The following is a 15,334-nucleotide window of genomic DNA, read 5'->3' as shown; positions in this document are numbered from 1 at the left end:
ACCGTTACAGGCCGATGACGCCAAGCCTCCCGCGCCAATTACGTGACCTCGCTCCCTGCAATTTTCCCCAAACAGAAGAGCCCACCGTGGGGTGGGCTCTTCCTTAGATAACACTCGACGCTTATTCGACGTTGAGACGCAGCTCGGCATCGTGCCAACCCAGTGGCAGGGTCAGCAACTGATCGATCAGCTCCCGGCGATCGGATTTCTCCAGATAGGCGAGATAGAGCGGGCGGCTCAGCGGCTGGCCCCCCTCCACCAGATGGAGCGCCCCCTTCTCGAGGAAGGGGCTGACCATCCGCCGTGGCAGGTAGGCAGCACCACCGTTGGCCAGCACGAACTGCAACGCCATGCTGGCTGAGCTGGAGTGCAGCACCGGGGTCTTTTGCAGGCTCTGCAAGCGGCTGGGTTGCGGCTCGAAGCTGGTGCCCCAGTCGAGGTGGATGTGCGGCATCTGCATCAGGTTGTCCGCATTGGCAGCCGGATCCCGGCTCACCAGCTCGAACACCAGCTCACCGATGGGATGCAGGGCAATCTCGTCGATCTTGGTGGGTTCGGAGAGCAGGGCCAGATCGAGGGAACGCTCCAGCAACTGGCGGCAGAGGTGCTCGCGGGAGGCTGTTTCCAGCCGCACCGCCAAACCGGGCGCCAGCGCATAGATATGATTGAGCCAGTCGTTGAAATCGAGCTCCCAGAACACCGCGGGCGCGCCGATAGCCAACTGCTGGCTGAATCCCGGCGAGAGCGCCACATCCTGCTTGGCGCGACCAAGGGTGTGCAAGATGGCGTCTGCGTAGGGCAGCAGACGCTCACCGGAGGCGGTCAGGCGGATGTTGTTGCGATGACGGGCAAACAGACTGACACCCAGTTGCTGCTCTAGCTGGCGGATCCGGAAACTCACCGCCGACTGGGTCAGGTAGAGATTTTCAGCAGCCCGGCCAAAATGCCGGGTCTTGCTCACCTCGATAAAGGTCCGAAGCAGCTCGGTATCCATTAATCGATGGACTCGTCACTGCCACCGCCGCTGCCACCACCGACATCAAAGCTGCCGCCACCGCTGCTCTCTTCGCTGGCGCCGCCAACGACGGTGCAGAGGCGATGAACGCGCTTGGGACCGATCACCTTGAGGTATTTGAACCACACCTTGGCATGGGGGTTGGCACCGGCTTCGCCGGATTTGACCTGCTCGACGAAGGCTGACTCGACATCGTCACGGGGTGCAAGGTTGCCCTGGTAGAGTGCCAGCATGGCGGTACCATACTTTTCCAGACTGTCCGCTTCGGCCACAGTGAATTCACCACTGCGACGCAGGCCACGGGGAAAATGTTTGAAGTCGTTGAAACGCTTGTCTGATTCGAAGCTCATAGTGCTCTTTTTTCTGGTTAGTTTGACCTTTGCGGGCAAGTATCATCAGGCCATCGCCGAGTGCAAAATCAATTTTCTCACTATGTTAATAAATATCTTTTATCGAAGTCACTTTGCCCCATCGCTGACGCCGATTTTGTGGCATAACGCACAAAAAACGTTGATAAATAATAAACTTATGTAAACGTGCAGCCAATTTGCACGTCACTTTTTGGACTGTGCAGGCAAAAATAAAGCGCCATACGGCGCTTTATTTATCACATCAGGTGAACCAGCTGAACCTATGGTTCAAACATGCTTACTCAATCATGGCCGGTTGGGCCAGGTTGTCGGCACGCCACAGACGGTAGCGCACTTCATACTCCTGCGGCACGTAAATCACGAACGGCAGTTTTGAGTTGTAGTTCACGAAGAAGCCCTGACCGTAGATCTGGACGAAGGTCTCTTTCTGCTGGTTATCCGGGCACATCATCAGGGTGCTGATGGGGTCGGAGACTTTGCCCAGTTTCAGGTAGTTGTAGCCCCAGCCTTTGACGCTGTGCTGTTCCAGGTTGCCTGCAAAACGCGGTACGTTGCAATCAACCATCATCTTTTTGCCGACCTGCAGCTCGACCATCATGTCGGCTTCTTTTTCGACTTCAGGCAGGCGGATCACCACACGTTCCTGATTCACGTCAGCGGCTGGGAACATGCTGATATCAAATTTTTTCGGCTCGGCGGCGAAGGCATGGCCACCCAGCAACAAGGCGCCCAGCAGGCTAAAACGCAATACGGTTTTCATCTGTACCTCATGGGGTTGGTTCAACGCCGCTAGACTAACCGCTCTGCCGATTTCATGCCAGCGATCTGCTACGTAAAAACTGCGTAAAATGATGCAGATCCGGCACACCATGACGTGATCTGGCTATTTTCTGACAGGACGCACACTCCCGTTGCGGGAACCTGAAACAAAAAGCGAGGCCAATTGGCCTCGCTTTGCATTCAAATGGCGCCAGAGTGCTATTTGGCCGCCTCTTGATGGGCCTTGATGACGGCCACCGCCTTGTCGGGGAAGTCGCTGAACACCCCATCCACATCGGCCTGATAGAGGAAGATATTAAGTAGATCGGTGAAGTCCTTGGCATAGGCCGGGATCTGCCCCTCATCCTGACGGAAGGTATAGGGGTGAACTTTCAGGCCCGCCGCATGGGCTTCTTTTACTATACCGGTGAAGACCGGTTTGCCCAAAGTGCCCGGCTCGGTGACGATCATCGGTTTCCACGGGCCAATCCCTTCGGCATAGCTGGCGATGGTTTTCATCGCCCCCGGCTTGAACATCCAGTCATAGTTGTAGGGGGTAGCCTTGCCCTTGGCGTCGTAGACCATGGTCTCGTTCCAGTCGGTCTCTGCCATCAGCTGCACCAGTTTCAGATCCATACCCATGGCGGGCATCAGTTCGCTGTTGATGCGCTTGAGCTCATCGGCATCGAAGCACTGCAGATAGACCTTGTCATCCTTCCCGGTGTAGCCGTACTCCTTGAGCACCTTCAGCACCGCCTTGGAAATATCCTTACCTTCGTGACGGAACAGCCAGGGTGCTTTGATCTCCGGATAAATGCCGATGTTCTTGCCGGTGCTCTTGTTGAGCCCCTGGATCATCTCGATCTCCTCCTGGAAGGTATGGATCTTGAAGTCTGACTTCCAGAGCGGGAAGCGGGCCGGATAAACCGGCACCTGCTTGCCATCCACCAGCTGGAACGGCTCGGTCATACGCAGGGAACGCACCTCATCCAGGGTAAAATCCACCACATAGTAACGACCGTCCGGACGGGCACGGCCAGGGAAGCGCGCCGCCACATCGGTGATGCCATCGAGGAAGTGATCGTGCATCACCACCAGCTGGTCATCCTTGGTCATCACCAGATCCTGCTCCAGATAGTCAGCCCCCATGCCATAGGCCAGCGCCTTGGACTCCAGGGTATGCTCGGGCAGGTAGCCGGAAGCGCCACGGTGGGCGATCACCACCTTGCCTTCATCGGCAGCCAACACGGGTAATGAGAGGGATGCCCCAAGGCTCAAGGCGATGAGGGAAACGGCGAGTTTTTTCATATGTGATGCTCTTTATTATTGTGTGTAGGTAATTGTTCTATCAGAGGTTTGTTGCATATTTTCGGTGGAAAGCGGTGGGCAGCAGCGCACTGCCCACCGTCACACATCAGCTCGCCTTGCGCAGAGCCTGATGGTATTGGTCGAGCCAGATCTGCAGCATCTGCTGCTCTGACTCGTTCAGGCGCAGCCCCAGCTTGCTGCGGCGCCAGAGGATATCATCCAGTGAACAGGCCCACTCCCGCTCGATGAGATAGCGCACCTCAGACTCGTACAGGCCACCACCGAAGTGAATGCCGCGATCCTCTTTCAGCCAGAGACGGGCATGGGCGCCATAGGCCTCGGCAATACGCAGGGCGCTGCGATCATCGAGCCAGTCAAACTCCAGCGCAAAGGCGCGGGCCAGCTCGCGCACCGAGCAGTCAAACTCGCCGCCGGGCAGACGGCTGGTCGCCGTCCAGTCATCCCCCATCTGGCTGAACCAAGGCTTGAGCTTGTTGCAGGCGGCCTGCGCCAGCTTGCGATAGGTGGTGAGCTTGCCGCCAAACACCGACAAGAGCGGCGCACCGTCAGACTCGCCAGAGAGTTCGAGGGTGTAGTCGCGGGTCACCGCTTGCGGCGAGTCTGACTCGTCATCACAGAGCGGGCGCACCCCGGCATAGGTCCAGATCACATCTTTCGGCGCAATTTGGCGAGTGAAGTGGGCGTTGACCACCTTGCACAGGTAGGTAATTTCGGCCTCGCTGATCTTCGCTTCCCGCGGACTGCCGTGGTGCTCCACATCCGTGGTGCCGATGAGGGAGTAGTCCTGCTGATAAGGGATGACGAAGACAATGCGGTTGTCTTCGTTTTGCAGGATATAGGCCTCTTCGCGCTCATGGATGCGCGGCACTATCATGTGGCTGCCTTTAATAAGGCGAATGCCGCGGGGGGATTTCTCGTGCAGGCTCTCGTCATAGAAGGTCTTGACCCAGGGGCCCGCCGCATTGACCAGACCACGGCAGGTGACGGTGAACTGCTCGCCCCCTTCCCGCTCCAAAGTGAGCGTCCAGTGTTTGGAACCGCGCACCGCCTTGATGCAGCGGGTGCGGGTCTGCACGTCGGCCCCCTTGTCACGGGCCATCATGGCGTTGAGCACCACCAACCGGGCGTCGTCGACCCAAGCATCGGAATATTCAAACCCCTTGTTGATCCCCGCGGTCAAGCCATCTTGCGGCAGGAAGCGCACGCCACAGCTCCCCTTGAGCTTGTCGCGCTTGGCCAGATTGTCATAGAGGAACAGACCGGCGCGGATCATCCAGGCCGGACGCAGGTGCGGACGGTGCGGCAGGCGAAAACGCATGGGACGCGCGATGTGAGGCGCCATACCGAGCAGCACCTCACGCTCCGCCAACGCCTCTTTCACCAGCCGGAATTCGTAATGTTCGAGATAGCGCAAACCGCCGTGGATCAGCTTGCTGGAGTTGGACGAGGTGGCAGAGGCGAGATCTTGCGCCTCAAACAGGGCAACCTTCAGACCCCGTCCTGCCGCATCGGCTGCGATGCCGACCCCGTTGATGCCGCCACCGACGACGACCAGATCATAATGTTCGCTCATGTTCACCTACTTTCATTTTTATGATTGCTATAACAGCAATGTTTGATTTCGCTCATTTTAGAACATGAAAATACAACAAACGAACATTTTATGGCGAAAGTGTGATCGCCACAGCCCGCCAGAGGTGGCAAAAGTGGTACGGCAAGTGACCGAATGGCGTCGGGCCAAAATCGGCGGGTTAATAGCCAAAAAAACCAGATTGAATAGTGGTTTTTGCAATACCTATAAAGGGGTGAGAAGGGTGCAGGGATGGGGGAGAGAAAGGAGGCCGCCCTAACGGGCGACCGGCACAGCCTTGGCGTGTTTCGCCGTCAGCAGATGTGGCAGGCGATCTGGTGTTGCGCCATCAATCGCGTCAGCTTTTCCGGTGGCTCCTGATCGGTAAAGAGGGCGTGGATCTGGCTGAGATTGCCCAGATTGACCATGGCATTGCGACCGAACTTGGTGTGGTCGGCGGCCAGGAACACCTGACGGGAGTGAGCGATGATGGCCTGGGCAATCTTCACCTCGTGATAGTCGAAATCGAGCAGGGAGCCGTCGTTGTCGATCCCCGAAATCCCGATGACACCATAGTCCATGCGAAACTGACCGATAAAGTCGCGGGTCGCCTCCCCCACGATGCCGCCATCGCGGTTGCGGATCTCGCCGCCGGCAATGATGACGGTGAAGTCATCCTTGGCCGTCAGAATGCTGGCCACGTTGAGGTTGTTGGTGACGATGCGCAGCTCGCGGTGATCGAGCAGGGCACGGGCAATCGCCTCGGTGGTGGTACCTATGTCGATAAAGAGCGATGAGCCGTCGGGAATATTGGCCGCTACCTCGCGGGCGATGCGCTCTTTCTCCTTGAGTTGCATCACTTTACGGGCGCTGTAGGCGGTATTGACGGTACTCGAATGCAGGGAGGCACCGCCGTGATGGCGCCGGATCTTGTTCTGTTCGGCGAGATCGTTCAGATCCCGGCGAATGGTCTGGGGGCTGACGTCAAAGTGGGTCACCAGATCGTCGGTCGAGACAAATCCCTGCCGCGTCAGGACGTCCAGGATCTCCAGATGTCGTTGGGTTTGCTTCACGCTTGCACTCCGATGATGAAACGAAAAAAGGCCCCGGCAGATGCGGGGCCTTTTGGCAGTTTACCTGATCCCCTTTGGGATCAATAAGCTGAGGATCACGTTTTATGCCTTATGGGCAGCCGCTTTCTTGGCCGCAACGGCAATGTTCTCATGCTTGAGGGTCATCGCCAGCAGAATGATGGAGAGCACGCAGGAGACGGTCAGCACCATGAAGCCGCCATCCCAACCGAAGTGGTCAACGGTATAACCCAGCATGGCGTTGGCTGCCACGGCGCCGCCCAGATAACCGAACAGACCGGTGAAACCTGCCGCAGTACCGGCTGCTTTCTTCGGTGCCAGCTCAAGAGCATAGAGGCCGATCAGCATGACAGGGCCGTAGATCAGGAAGCCGATTGCCACCAGCGCCATCATGTCGATGGTCGGGTTGCCGGCCGGGTTGAACCAGTAAACCAGCACAGCCAGGGTGACCAGCACCATGAACAGGATACCGGCCGGGGCGCGGCGGCCCTGGAACATCTTGTCAGAGATCCAGCCACACAGCAGGGTGCCCGGAATACCGGCCCACTCGTAGAGGAAGTAAGCCCAGGAGGAGTTGTCGACGGTGAAGTGCTTGGCCTCTTTCAGGTAGGTTGGCGCCCAGTCCAGCACACCGTAACGAATGAGGTAAACGAAAGCGTTGGCGATCGCGATGTACCACAGCAGTTTGTTGTGCAGCACGTACTTGACGAAGATCTCCTTGGCGGAGAACTCCTGCTCGTGGCTCTCGTTGTAATCCTTCGGATAGTCGTTCTTGTACTCCTCGATGGGAGGCAGACCGACCGATTGCGGGGTATCACGCATCACGAAGAAGGCGATCACCGCGATGGCGGCCGCCGCAGCCGCAGGCACATAGAAGGCGCTGCGCCAGTCGTTGAACCAGCCCATCCCGAGGATAAACAGCGGGCCAATCATGCCGCCACCCACGTTGTGAGCCACGTTCCAGACCGCAACCACTTCGCCGCGCTCTTTCTGTGACCACCAGTGCACCATAGTGCGACCGCAGGGCGGCCAGCCCATGCCCTGTGCCCAACCGTTCAGGAACAACAGCACAAACATGATGGCAATGCTGGAGGTGGCCCAGTGCATGGTACCCATCATGAACATGATGGCAGCCGAGAGCAGCAGACCGGCGGAGAGGAAGTAACGGGCGTTGGAACGGTCAGAGACGTTCCCCATCAGGAACTTGGACAAACCGTAAGCGATGGAGACCCCGGAGAGCGCGAAACCGAGATCACCACGGGAGAAGCCCTGCTCGATCAGATAGGGCATCGCTAGGCTGAAGTTTTTCCGTACCAGATAGTAGCCGGCGTAACCGAAGAAGATCCCGAAAAACACCTGCCAACGCATGCGTTTGTAGAAGGGGTCGACCTTGTCAGCCGGGAGCCTGTCGATGTGCGCCGCAGGCCTGAAGAGACTAAGCATGTTCTGCTTCCTTATTGTTGTTATGGGCGGTTGAGGATGCCCTGACCATTCCAACGAATCATGTGAGTCCACTAATTCGTAAGCGAGCCCATTGTGCTCATATGCGCTCATTTAATCTGTGATGCATGCTCAAATATTGCAGTTTTATTACAAAAAAAAGCTCCAAATGAGAAATCGCTCAGCAAGCGCCAACCCTTGTGTGGCAAGGGTTGCAAGCTACCCCCTAAGTGGTAACTGGCGGTTATCAAGATGCTTTACGTCACATTTTCTTAGCAATGAGTGGGATCTTGTCCACATTTCCTATGGAGGGGGGATGGTGAAATTATTGGGAAGGGTTATTTTCTGTCACGACCGATAACGAGCGCAAACGAGCATGACGTTTGCGCAAGACGCAAAAACAACAAGGAAACGTTTTCGGCGGCAACGGATAGACACAAAAAGATAAAACGGAACATCAAACCTCTACGGGTGGATATAAGGAACAAAAGTATGAGCATACAAAGACCCAATACCCTGCTTGGCGAGTGCATCGCCGAGTTTATCGGAACCGGCCTGCTGATATTTTTCGGCGTCGGATGTGTGGCGGCACTGGTGCTGGCAGGCGCCAACTTCGGGCAGTGGGAAATCTCCATTACCTGGGGTCTGGGTGTGGCCATCGCCATCTATGTGACCGGCGGCATTTCAGGTGCTCACCTGAACCCGGCTGTAACCCTGGCGCTGATGACCTTCTGCGGTTTCGACAAGCGCAAAGTGGTACCCTACATCATCGCCCAGATGGCCGGTGCCTTCTGCTTCGCAGCCCTTGTCTACTTCCTTTATGGTAACCTTTTCACCCAGTGGGAAGTGACCCATAACGTGGTGCGCGGCAGCGTCGAGAGCCTCGGCACCGCCGGGATCTTCTCCACCTATCCCAATGCCCTGCTGACCAACATGCAAGCCTTCGCCGTCGAGCTGGTGATCACCGCCGTCCTGATGCTGGGCATCATGGCGCTGGGTGACAACAACAATGGCGCCCCCAAAGGTTTCGCCGCCGCTCTGCTGATCGGCATCCTGATCGCGGTGATCGGTGCCTCCCTTGGCCCGTTAACCGGTTTTGCCATGAACCCGGCCCGTGACTTTGGTCCGAAACTGTTCGCGTTCTTTGCTGGCTGGGGTGATGTTGCCCTGACCGGTGGTCGTGACAACCCCTACTTCTGGGTTCCGATCCTTGGTCCCATCGTTGGCGCCCAGATTGGTACCGCTCTGTATGTCAAAGTGCTGGCTCCCTGCGTCCCGGGCAACCGTGTCGTCACCACCGAGCAAGCGACCCAAACCGCCAAAGAAGAGGCTGCCGCATAAGAGCGGCCCCCTCCAACGTATAAAAACGTGGAAAATAGAAACGTGGAGAACATCATGTCTGCTGAAAAGAAATATGTCGTCGCTCTGGACCAGGGAACCACCTCTTCCCGCGCCATCGTGTTTGATCAGGATGCCAACATTGTCGGTACCTCCCAGCGCGAATTCACCCAGCACTACCCGAAAGCGGGCTGGGTAGAGCACGACCCGATGGAGATCTGGGCGACCCAATCCTCTGTCTTTACCGAAGTGCTGGCCAAGACCGGCCTGCGCAGCGAAGAGATCGCCGCCATCGGTATCACCAACCAGCGTGAAACCACAGTTGTCTGGGAAAAGGCCACCGGCAAGCCCATCTACAACGCCATCGTCTGGCAGTGCCGCCGCACCGCCGCCATCTGCGAAGAGCTCAAAGCTCGCGGTCTGGAAGAGTACGTTCGCGAGAACACAGGTCTGGTGCTGGATGCCTACTTCTCCGGTACCAAGGTGAAGTGGATCCTCGACAACGTGGAAGGTGCCCGTGAGAAGGCGATGAACGGTGAGCTGCTGTTCGGCACCATCGACACCTGGCTGGTCTGGAAGATGACCAATGGCGAAGTGCACGTCACCGACCCAACCAACGCCTCCCGTACCATGCTCTACAACATCCGCGAGCTGAAGTGGGACGAGAAGATGCTAGACGAGCTGGGCATCCCCATGTCCATGCTGCCGGAAGTGAAACCCTCTTCCGAAGTGTACGGCTACACCACCCGTGGCGGCGGCTCCCGCATCCCCATCGCCGGTATTGCCGGTGACCAGCAGTCTGCCCTGTTCGGCCAGCTCTGCTTTGAAAAAGGGATGGCCAAGAACACCTACGGCACCGGCTGCTTCATGCTGATGAACACCGGCACCGAGCCGGTTCGCTCCAGCAACGGCCTGCTGACTACCGTCGCCATCGGCCCGAAAGGGGAAGTGAACTACGCGCTGGAAGGTGCGGTATTCATGGGCGGCGCCACCATCCAGTGGTTGCGTGACGAGCTGAAGATCATCCACGATGCCCGCGATACCGACTACTTCGCCTCCAAGGTGGGTGACACCAACGGCGTCTATCTGGTACCGGCCTTCGTTGGTCTGGGCGCGCCCTACTGGGATCCGTATGCTCGCGGCACCATGGTTGGTCTGACCCGTGGTGCCAACCGCAACCACATCATCCGTGCCGCGCTGGAATCCATCGCCTATCAGAGCCGCGATGTGCTGGATGCGATGCAGCAGGACTCCGGCATCAAGCTGGCAGCGCTGAAAGTCGACGGCGGCGCCGTAACCAACGACTTCCTGATGCAGTTCCAGGCTGACATGATGCACACCCCGGTGGTACGTCCGACCCGCATCGAGACCACCGCCATGGGCGCTGCCTTCCTGGCAGGTCTGGCCGTCGGCTTCTGGAAGAGCTCGGATGAGCTGGAAGACAAGTTCAGCGTGGACCGCGAGTTCATCCCGCAGATGGACAGAGACGATCGCGCCAAACGTTACAGCGGCTGGCAAAAAGCGGTTGAGCGTTCACGCCGCTGGGCTGAAGAGGATTGATCGGGCACCCGACATTCCGTTGAGAGAAACCCCAGAGAGGCCGACCGCAATGTCGGCCTCTCTTTTTATGCTTTCCCTTGCCGGTTTCTGCCCCCTTGCCGGTTTCTGCCCCCTTCCCGCTCATTGCTCCCTCCTGTTTTTCTGCCGCCCTCTGTTGTCACCATCCATCACAACGCAATTGAGTTCTCTATCTATAATCATCATCTGGGTCGCATATGCGACCTTATTTATGAGGAGAGCGATATGGAGAGGGCGATACACCGTTTTACACTGCACTCACTCTGGTCAGGGCTCGGGATCCGCACCCGGATCCTCGCTGGCGTAGCGATACTGATGGCCATCGCCATCAGCTGCATCACCTTGATCCTCGAGCAGATATCCCACAGTCAGGCCCAGCAGCGGGTCGAACGCTACGAGCTGCCAAGCAGCGTGGATCGCATTGCCAACCAGCTGACCGCCCAGCTTATCCAGCACCTGACCGAAGCGCAGGCGCTGGCCAGCAACCGTTTTGTCATCGACTGGCTGACCACTGGCATGCCAGAGCAAGAGTGGCCCGCCATGGAGCGCTACTTTCAGGATCTGCAACGGCGGATCGGCGGCAACGTCTTTATCGCCCCCCGCCAGAGCAACATCCTGATCAACTTCAACGGCGGTCCCACCGCCCAGAAATCGCTGAGCGAATCAGACCCGAAAGATGGGTGGTTTTTCGGCTTTCTCAAACGCAGCAAACCCTATGAGCTGAACCTCGACATCTCGGATTTTGACAAGCGCGCCTCCCTCTATATCAACACCGCCGTCACCCACGAGGGCAAGACCCTGGCGGTGGCTGGCACCTCCATCGACATGAGCGCCCTGATCAAACTCATCAGCGGCTACCGGATCGGCAAGAGCGGTCAGGTCTATCTGGCGGACATGGAGGGCAATATCGAGATCCACCCCGAGCAGGAGGTGGAAGGGGCCGCCCACCACCAGCAATCCTTCCTCGATACCGTCAAGCGGCTTATTCCCAATGCCCGGGAACAGGTGGCCGTAGAGGCGCTAACACTGGAGGGGCAAACCTACCTCATCGCGGTGCGTTACATCCCCACCCTCAACCGGCTGCTGATTGGCGAGATCAACAGCGCCGAGCTGGAAGAGGGCCTGCAGGAATCCCGCCAGCTCATCATCATGGTGTCGCTCGCCATCGGCGGGATCGCCATGCTGGCCTCCGCCTGGCTGGCTCACTCCATCAGTCGCCCCATTCGTCAGGCTGCCGATGGCATGCACCACATCACCGCCGATCGGGATCTGGCGACCCGCCTCGATTTCTCTGACGAGTCGGAGCTGGGAATGATGGCCCAGAGTTTCAATCAGCTGATCCAGAGCCTGAACCAGAGCTTCTCCCGCTTCCAGCAGTCAGGGAGCGCCCTCTCCGCCCAGTCGTCCCAATCCATGCAGCAGGCCCAGGCACTGGCAGGAGAAGCGTGCCAGCAGGCCCAGAGCATTCAGGAGCTGACCACTGTGGTCACCACCATCGGCGACAACGCCGAGCAGATCGCCAGCCGCTCGGAAGGGGTCAACGACGTAACCCAACGCATCGCCAACCATATGCTCAGCATCGAGCAGGATGTGACCCAGAGCGCCGCGCAACTCGACACCTTGCGCAGCAGCATCAGCAGCTCCTCGGCCCTGCTCGATGAAGTGGTGAAAGACAGCAACAACATCACCCAGATCATGAACCTCATCCGCGATGTCTCGAACCAGACCAACCTGCTGGCCCTCAATGCGGCCATCGAAGCGGCCCGGGCGGGGGATATGGGACGGGGCTTTGCGGTGGTGGCCGATGAGGTACGCCAGCTGGCGGTGCGTACCCAGACCGCCACCAAGGATGTGCAGGATCTTATCTTGCGCCTGCAGGAGGGAACCCGGCAGGCCAGCAGCTCGATGGCAGACTCCCGCAACCTGAGCGAAGAGGGATACAACCGGATGAATCAGGCCAGAGAGGTGCTGGTTGATGCCACCAGCCAGATCAACCAGACCGCCCTCGAGATCAACGAGATCAGTGCGCTGGCGCAGGCGCAGAATCAACAGATGGGGCAAGCCAGAACGGCGCTCGACGAGCTGGCCATGGTGGCCGAACACCAGCGGGAACACGCGCAGGAGAGCAATGCCGCCAGCCGCGAACTGTTCGAACTGGCCAAGGCCATCGACGAGCAGATCCGCCAATACCGGATTGGCTAGGCCCGGCGCTTCCCTCTCTCCCTCTCAATAACCAAGACGCCACCACAGGGTGGCGTTTTCATTTTGCAAATCATTTTGCCTGCGCTCTCGAAACGGGAATAACGAAAAACTCACAAAGCATTGATAATTAACATGAAAAAATGTGGAATGGCCATTGCTTAGTGATATCAGACTCAACAGAGGGATATCGCCATGAAACCGACCACCACTAAAGCGCCCGTAGCCCACGTCGCCACTCAAAAAGAGACCCTGACCCCCCGCGAAGGCACCTTCCTGATGATGGTGGCCCAACTGGTGGTGCTCACCTGTATCGTACTGGCCGCCACCGTCGGCGGCCTCTCCTGGCAGTGGACCCTGCTGCTGGCCATTCCGCCGGTGATCGGCGGCGCCCTGCTCAGCCGGGTATGGGGCAAACTGCCCCGCTAACTGCGCTTCACCTCACACACCTTCCCGAACCGGCGGCAGACCCTCAAGTCGGCCGTCTTCTTATCTGCCGCCAGGCTAATGCTGATGGGCCGCAACGAAGGCGCGGCTTGTTTTTCGTTAAGCAAACCGCAGCGACGAACCGTTCAAACAAACCGCACAAACCAACCTGAACTACAGGGTATAGCTGCCCAGCTGCTCCTTCAGAAAATCAAGCCAGACCCGCAGCCGGATATCCCGCTGGGCATCGGAGTAGAAGACCGCATTGATGGGGCGCGAGGCGCCGCTGTTGCTGCGGGCCAGCACCTCCACCAGCGCGCCGCTCTCCCGATCCGGCCCGGTCATGAAATCCGACAGACAGACGATCCCCTGCCCCGCCAATGCCAGCTGACGCAAGGTTTCGCCGCTGCTGGCTCGCAGGCTGGGGGTAATGGCAAAGCGATCCCCCTGCTCGGCACTGAGCAGCGGCCAGTGGTTGAGGTGATCGGGATGCAAAAAGCCAAGCAACTCGTGACCGCTCAGCAGATCCGCCGGTTGGCGCGGGGTGCCGCGCTCGCTCAAATAGGCGGGAGAGGCCAGCAGCCGCAACCGCGAACGGCCCAGCGGCAGCGCACGCAGGGAGGAGTCGGTCAGCTCGCCGATGCGGATGGCCATGTCCACCCGCCGCTCCATCAGATTGATAAAGCCCTCCGAGCTGTGCAGCTGCAACTCGATGGCAGGGTAGCGGCGGCGAAACTCGCCGATGATCGGCACCAGCCGGTGCAGAATAAAGGGGGTAGCGGCATCGACTCTCAACACCCCTTCGGGTTGCTCCCGGCGCATCAGCAGATGCCCCTCCGCCTCGCTCATCTCGGTCAGGATCTTCACCGCCCGCTGATAGAACCAGCTCCCCTCCTCGGTCAGACTGACCCGGCGGGTGGTGCGATTGAGCAGCACGGTGGAGAGCTTCTCCTCCAGCCGCTTGATGCCACGGCTCACCACCGAGTTGTCCATGCCGAGGTTCTCCGCCGCCTGGCGAAAACTGCCCGCCTCCACCACCGCCACAAACAGGGTCAGTTCATCAGAATGGGTCTTCATTGCTGTTATCCGGACAAGAGTAATAGGCCTTTATAGGCGCAGCCGCTGTGGATTGGCAAGCGTGCGGTGAGGCCAGTTCTTTTTTTATACAGAGAAAGAACGTGACCGCGAGCCCACATCATACCCGCGATTTGTCAGTACAATGCAGCCTGAAAAGCACCGTATGGCACCACTTGTTTCACAAGGATGAATACCATGACATTTGAAGAACGGCTGGCCGCCGCCCATCAGGAGCTGGCTAACAAAGGGGTATGGCATGCCAACTACAATCCCCCGCTGTGCAGGCTGCTGCGCAGGTTCGGTTATCCAGTTAAACCGCCTCACTATGAGGGCTGGCTAACCAATGTTCTGGCATTCGGTATCAGCGTTGGTCTTGTCTGGGGCATGATGATGTGGTTTTTCAGCTGGCACCCCATGGGGATAGATCCGCTATTTGCCCTGCGCCAAACAGCCCTGTTTGCGGGATTCTTCGGCCTGATCATGGCATCTTGGCTCTGGCTCTGGCTCTGGCTACGGCGCAAGCAGCTTAAACTGACCCCGTGGGAGCAACTTGCTGAGCCCAGCGATGCTGATGATGAGGGAGACGAACTGAATGAAAGCCCATGAAAAACTGAACTATGTGGAGTTTGCGGCCAAGGATCTCGCCGCGACTAAAGCCTTCTTTCAGGCCGTATTTGGCTGGCAGTTTGTTGATTACGGCCCCGACTACAGCGCCTTTGCCGATGAGGGGCTGGATGGCGGATTCTATCGGGCGGATCAGTGCAATCAGACAGCTCAGGGTGGCGCCCTGCTGGTGTTCTACAGCGCGGATATTGAAGCGACTCAAGCCAAGGTGAGCCAACACGGTGGCACCATCAGTCGCCCACTATTCGACTTCCCCGGTGGCCGCCGTTTCCACTTCGTTGAGCCCAGCGGCAATGAGTTTGCAGTCTGGGCTGAACCGGTCTGTGCGTGATGGGTTAGTGGGAGAAGCATCCACACGATGTGCCCCAACAATATCCATAATCAGCCGTGATCTCATACAAATATCTAACAATACTAATTAATAACTTGTTTTGTGATCTTGCCGATGCAATTTTTTGGAAAAAATGAAGTATCATCGGCATTCAATGCTAATGTCTGTTATTAGCATGATGCTGCT

At 58.0% G+C, this 15,334-nt stretch carries 14 protein-coding genes; 6 read left to right on the top strand and 8 right to left on the bottom strand.

Features of this window, described 5'->3' with window-relative positions:
* Positions 1–121: 121 nt before the first annotated feature.
* The 7 genes from hdfR to glpT all read right to left on the bottom strand — a co-directional run bounded on the left by hdfR (position 122) and on the right by glpT (position 7,578).
* Complete coding sequence (hdfR, locus tag AB5Y67_RS01815; protein ID WP_005337525.1) at positions 122–994, bottom strand: HTH-type transcriptional regulator HdfR; 873 nt, start codon at positions 992–994, stop codon at positions 122–124.
* Entirely contained in the window at positions 994–1,365 is a 372-nt protein-coding gene (locus AB5Y67_RS01810; RefSeq protein ID WP_005350885.1) for a DUF413 domain-containing protein, read from the bottom strand. Before AB5Y67_RS01810 ends, hdfR begins: the two co-directional genes overlap by 1 nt.
* Positions 1,366–1,663: 298 nt before the next feature.
* A complete protein-coding gene (gene eco / locus AB5Y67_RS01805) occupies positions 1,664–2,146 on the bottom strand; it encodes a serine protease inhibitor ecotin (protein WP_005337529.1) in 483 nt (160 codons plus the stop codon).
* A gap of 218 nt (positions 2,147–2,364) precedes the next feature.
* Positions 2,365–3,453, bottom strand: coding sequence for a glycerophosphodiester phosphodiesterase (gene glpQ / locus AB5Y67_RS01800; protein WP_127005842.1), 1,089 nt, complete (start codon positions 3,451–3,453; stop codon positions 2,365–2,367).
* Positions 3,454–3,559: 106 nt separating this feature from the next.
* Positions 3,560–5,047, bottom strand: a complete 1,488-nt coding sequence (gene glpD, locus AB5Y67_RS01795) for a glycerol-3-phosphate dehydrogenase (protein WP_005350869.1) — start codon at positions 5,045–5,047, stop codon at positions 3,560–3,562.
* A gap of 311 nt (positions 5,048–5,358) precedes the next feature.
* Positions 5,359–6,117: a DeoR/GlpR family transcriptional regulator gene (locus tag AB5Y67_RS01790; RefSeq protein WP_005347045.1), complete on the bottom strand. Its 759-nt coding sequence runs from the start codon at positions 6,115–6,117 to the stop codon at positions 5,359–5,361.
* A gap of 102 nt (positions 6,118–6,219) precedes the next feature.
* Positions 6,220–7,578: a glycerol-3-phosphate transporter gene (gene glpT, locus AB5Y67_RS01785; protein ID WP_005337540.1), complete on the bottom strand. Its 1,359-nt coding sequence runs from the start codon at positions 7,576–7,578 to the stop codon at positions 6,220–6,222.
* Positions 7,579–8,067: 489 nt separating this feature from the next.
* On the opposite strand from glpT, the gene AB5Y67_RS01780 reads away from it, so the two are divergent.
* The 4 genes from AB5Y67_RS01780 to AB5Y67_RS01765 all read left to right on the top strand — a co-directional run bounded on the left by AB5Y67_RS01780 (position 8,068) and on the right by AB5Y67_RS01765 (position 13,119).
* Positions 8,068–8,916 (top strand): MIP/aquaporin family protein, encoded by an 849-nt coding sequence (locus AB5Y67_RS01780; RefSeq protein WP_005350866.1) that lies wholly within the window; start codon positions 8,068–8,070, stop codon positions 8,914–8,916.
* 54 nt (positions 8,917–8,970) lie between these two features.
* Complete coding sequence (gene glpK / locus AB5Y67_RS01775) at positions 8,971–10,473, top strand: glycerol kinase GlpK (RefSeq protein WP_368207563.1); 1,503 nt, start codon at positions 8,971–8,973, stop codon at positions 10,471–10,473.
* Between the two features lie 243 nt (positions 10,474–10,716).
* A complete protein-coding gene (locus AB5Y67_RS01770) occupies positions 10,717–12,693 on the top strand; it encodes a methyl-accepting chemotaxis protein (protein WP_368207562.1) in 1,977 nt (658 codons plus the stop codon).
* A gap of 192 nt (positions 12,694–12,885) precedes the next feature.
* Positions 12,886–13,119 (top strand): hypothetical protein, encoded by a 234-nt coding sequence (locus AB5Y67_RS01765; protein ID WP_199428413.1) that lies wholly within the window; start codon positions 12,886–12,888, stop codon positions 13,117–13,119.
* A 171-nt stretch (positions 13,120–13,290) separates the two neighbouring features.
* Here AB5Y67_RS01765 and AB5Y67_RS01760 read toward each other — a convergent pair whose 3' ends face one another.
* Positions 13,291–14,193: a LysR substrate-binding domain-containing protein gene (locus AB5Y67_RS01760; protein ID WP_199428414.1), complete on the bottom strand. Its 903-nt coding sequence runs from the start codon at positions 14,191–14,193 to the stop codon at positions 13,291–13,293.
* Positions 14,194–14,388: 195 nt separating this feature from the next.
* Between AB5Y67_RS01760 and AB5Y67_RS01755 the strand changes: the two genes are divergently transcribed.
* Together AB5Y67_RS01755 and AB5Y67_RS01750 are read left to right on the top strand one after the other, a co-directional pair.
* Entirely contained in the window at positions 14,389–14,799 is a 411-nt protein-coding gene (locus AB5Y67_RS01755; protein ID WP_199428415.1) for a DUF6404 family protein, read from the top strand.
* Positions 14,786–15,148: a VOC family protein gene (locus AB5Y67_RS01750; protein WP_270819038.1), complete on the top strand. Its 363-nt coding sequence runs from the start codon at positions 14,786–14,788 to the stop codon at positions 15,146–15,148. Before AB5Y67_RS01755 ends, AB5Y67_RS01750 begins: the two co-directional genes overlap by 14 nt.
* Positions 15,149–15,334 lie beyond the last annotated feature (186 nt).

The organism is Aeromonas sp. s12 (genome assembly GCF_040907925.1).
Lineage (GTDB): Bacteria > Pseudomonadota > Gammaproteobacteria > Enterobacterales > Aeromonadaceae > Aeromonas > Aeromonas veronii.
This window is presented reverse-complemented; position numbering and strand designations above follow the sequence as displayed.

Excerpts from the sequence above, each read along its gene's own strand:
- AB5Y67_RS01780 (WP_005350866.1), top strand. The coding sequence starts at position 8,068 with ATGAGCATACAAAGACCCAATACCCTGCTTGGCGAGTGCATCGCCGAG.
- AB5Y67_RS01765 (WP_199428413.1), top strand. The coding sequence starts at position 12,886 with ATGAAACCGACCACCACTAAAGCGCCCGTAGCCCACGTCGCCACTCAA.
- glpQ (WP_127005842.1), bottom strand. The coding sequence starts at position 3,453 with ATGAAAAAACTCGCCGTTTCCCTCATCGCCTTGAGCCTTGGGGCATCC.
- AB5Y67_RS01755 (WP_199428415.1), top strand. The coding sequence starts at position 14,389 with ATGACATTTGAAGAACGGCTGGCCGCCGCCCATCAGGAGCTGGCTAAC.
- hdfR (WP_005337525.1), bottom strand. The coding sequence starts at position 994 with ATGGATACCGAGCTGCTTCGGACCTTTATCGAGGTGAGCAAGACCCGG.
- glpD (WP_005350869.1), bottom strand. The coding sequence starts at position 5,047 with ATGAGCGAACATTATGATCTGGTCGTCGTCGGTGGCGGCATCAACGGG.
- AB5Y67_RS01750 (WP_270819038.1), top strand. The coding sequence starts at position 14,786 with ATGAAAGCCCATGAAAAACTGAACTATGTGGAGTTTGCGGCCAAGGAT.
- glpT (WP_005337540.1), bottom strand. The coding sequence starts at position 7,578 with ATGCTTAGTCTCTTCAGGCCTGCGGCGCACATCGACAGGCTCCCGGCT.
- AB5Y67_RS01770 (WP_368207562.1), top strand. The coding sequence starts at position 10,717 with ATGGAGAGGGCGATACACCGTTTTACACTGCACTCACTCTGGTCAGGG.
- AB5Y67_RS01760 (WP_199428414.1), bottom strand. The coding sequence starts at position 14,193 with ATGAAGACCCATTCTGATGAACTGACCCTGTTTGTGGCGGTGGTGGAG.
- AB5Y67_RS01810 (WP_005350885.1), bottom strand. The coding sequence starts at position 1,365 with ATGAGCTTCGAATCAGACAAGCGTTTCAACGACTTCAAACATTTTCCC.
- glpK (WP_368207563.1), top strand. The coding sequence starts at position 8,971 with ATGTCTGCTGAAAAGAAATATGTCGTCGCTCTGGACCAGGGAACCACC.
- eco (WP_005337529.1), bottom strand. The coding sequence starts at position 2,146 with ATGAAAACCGTATTGCGTTTTAGCCTGCTGGGCGCCTTGTTGCTGGGT.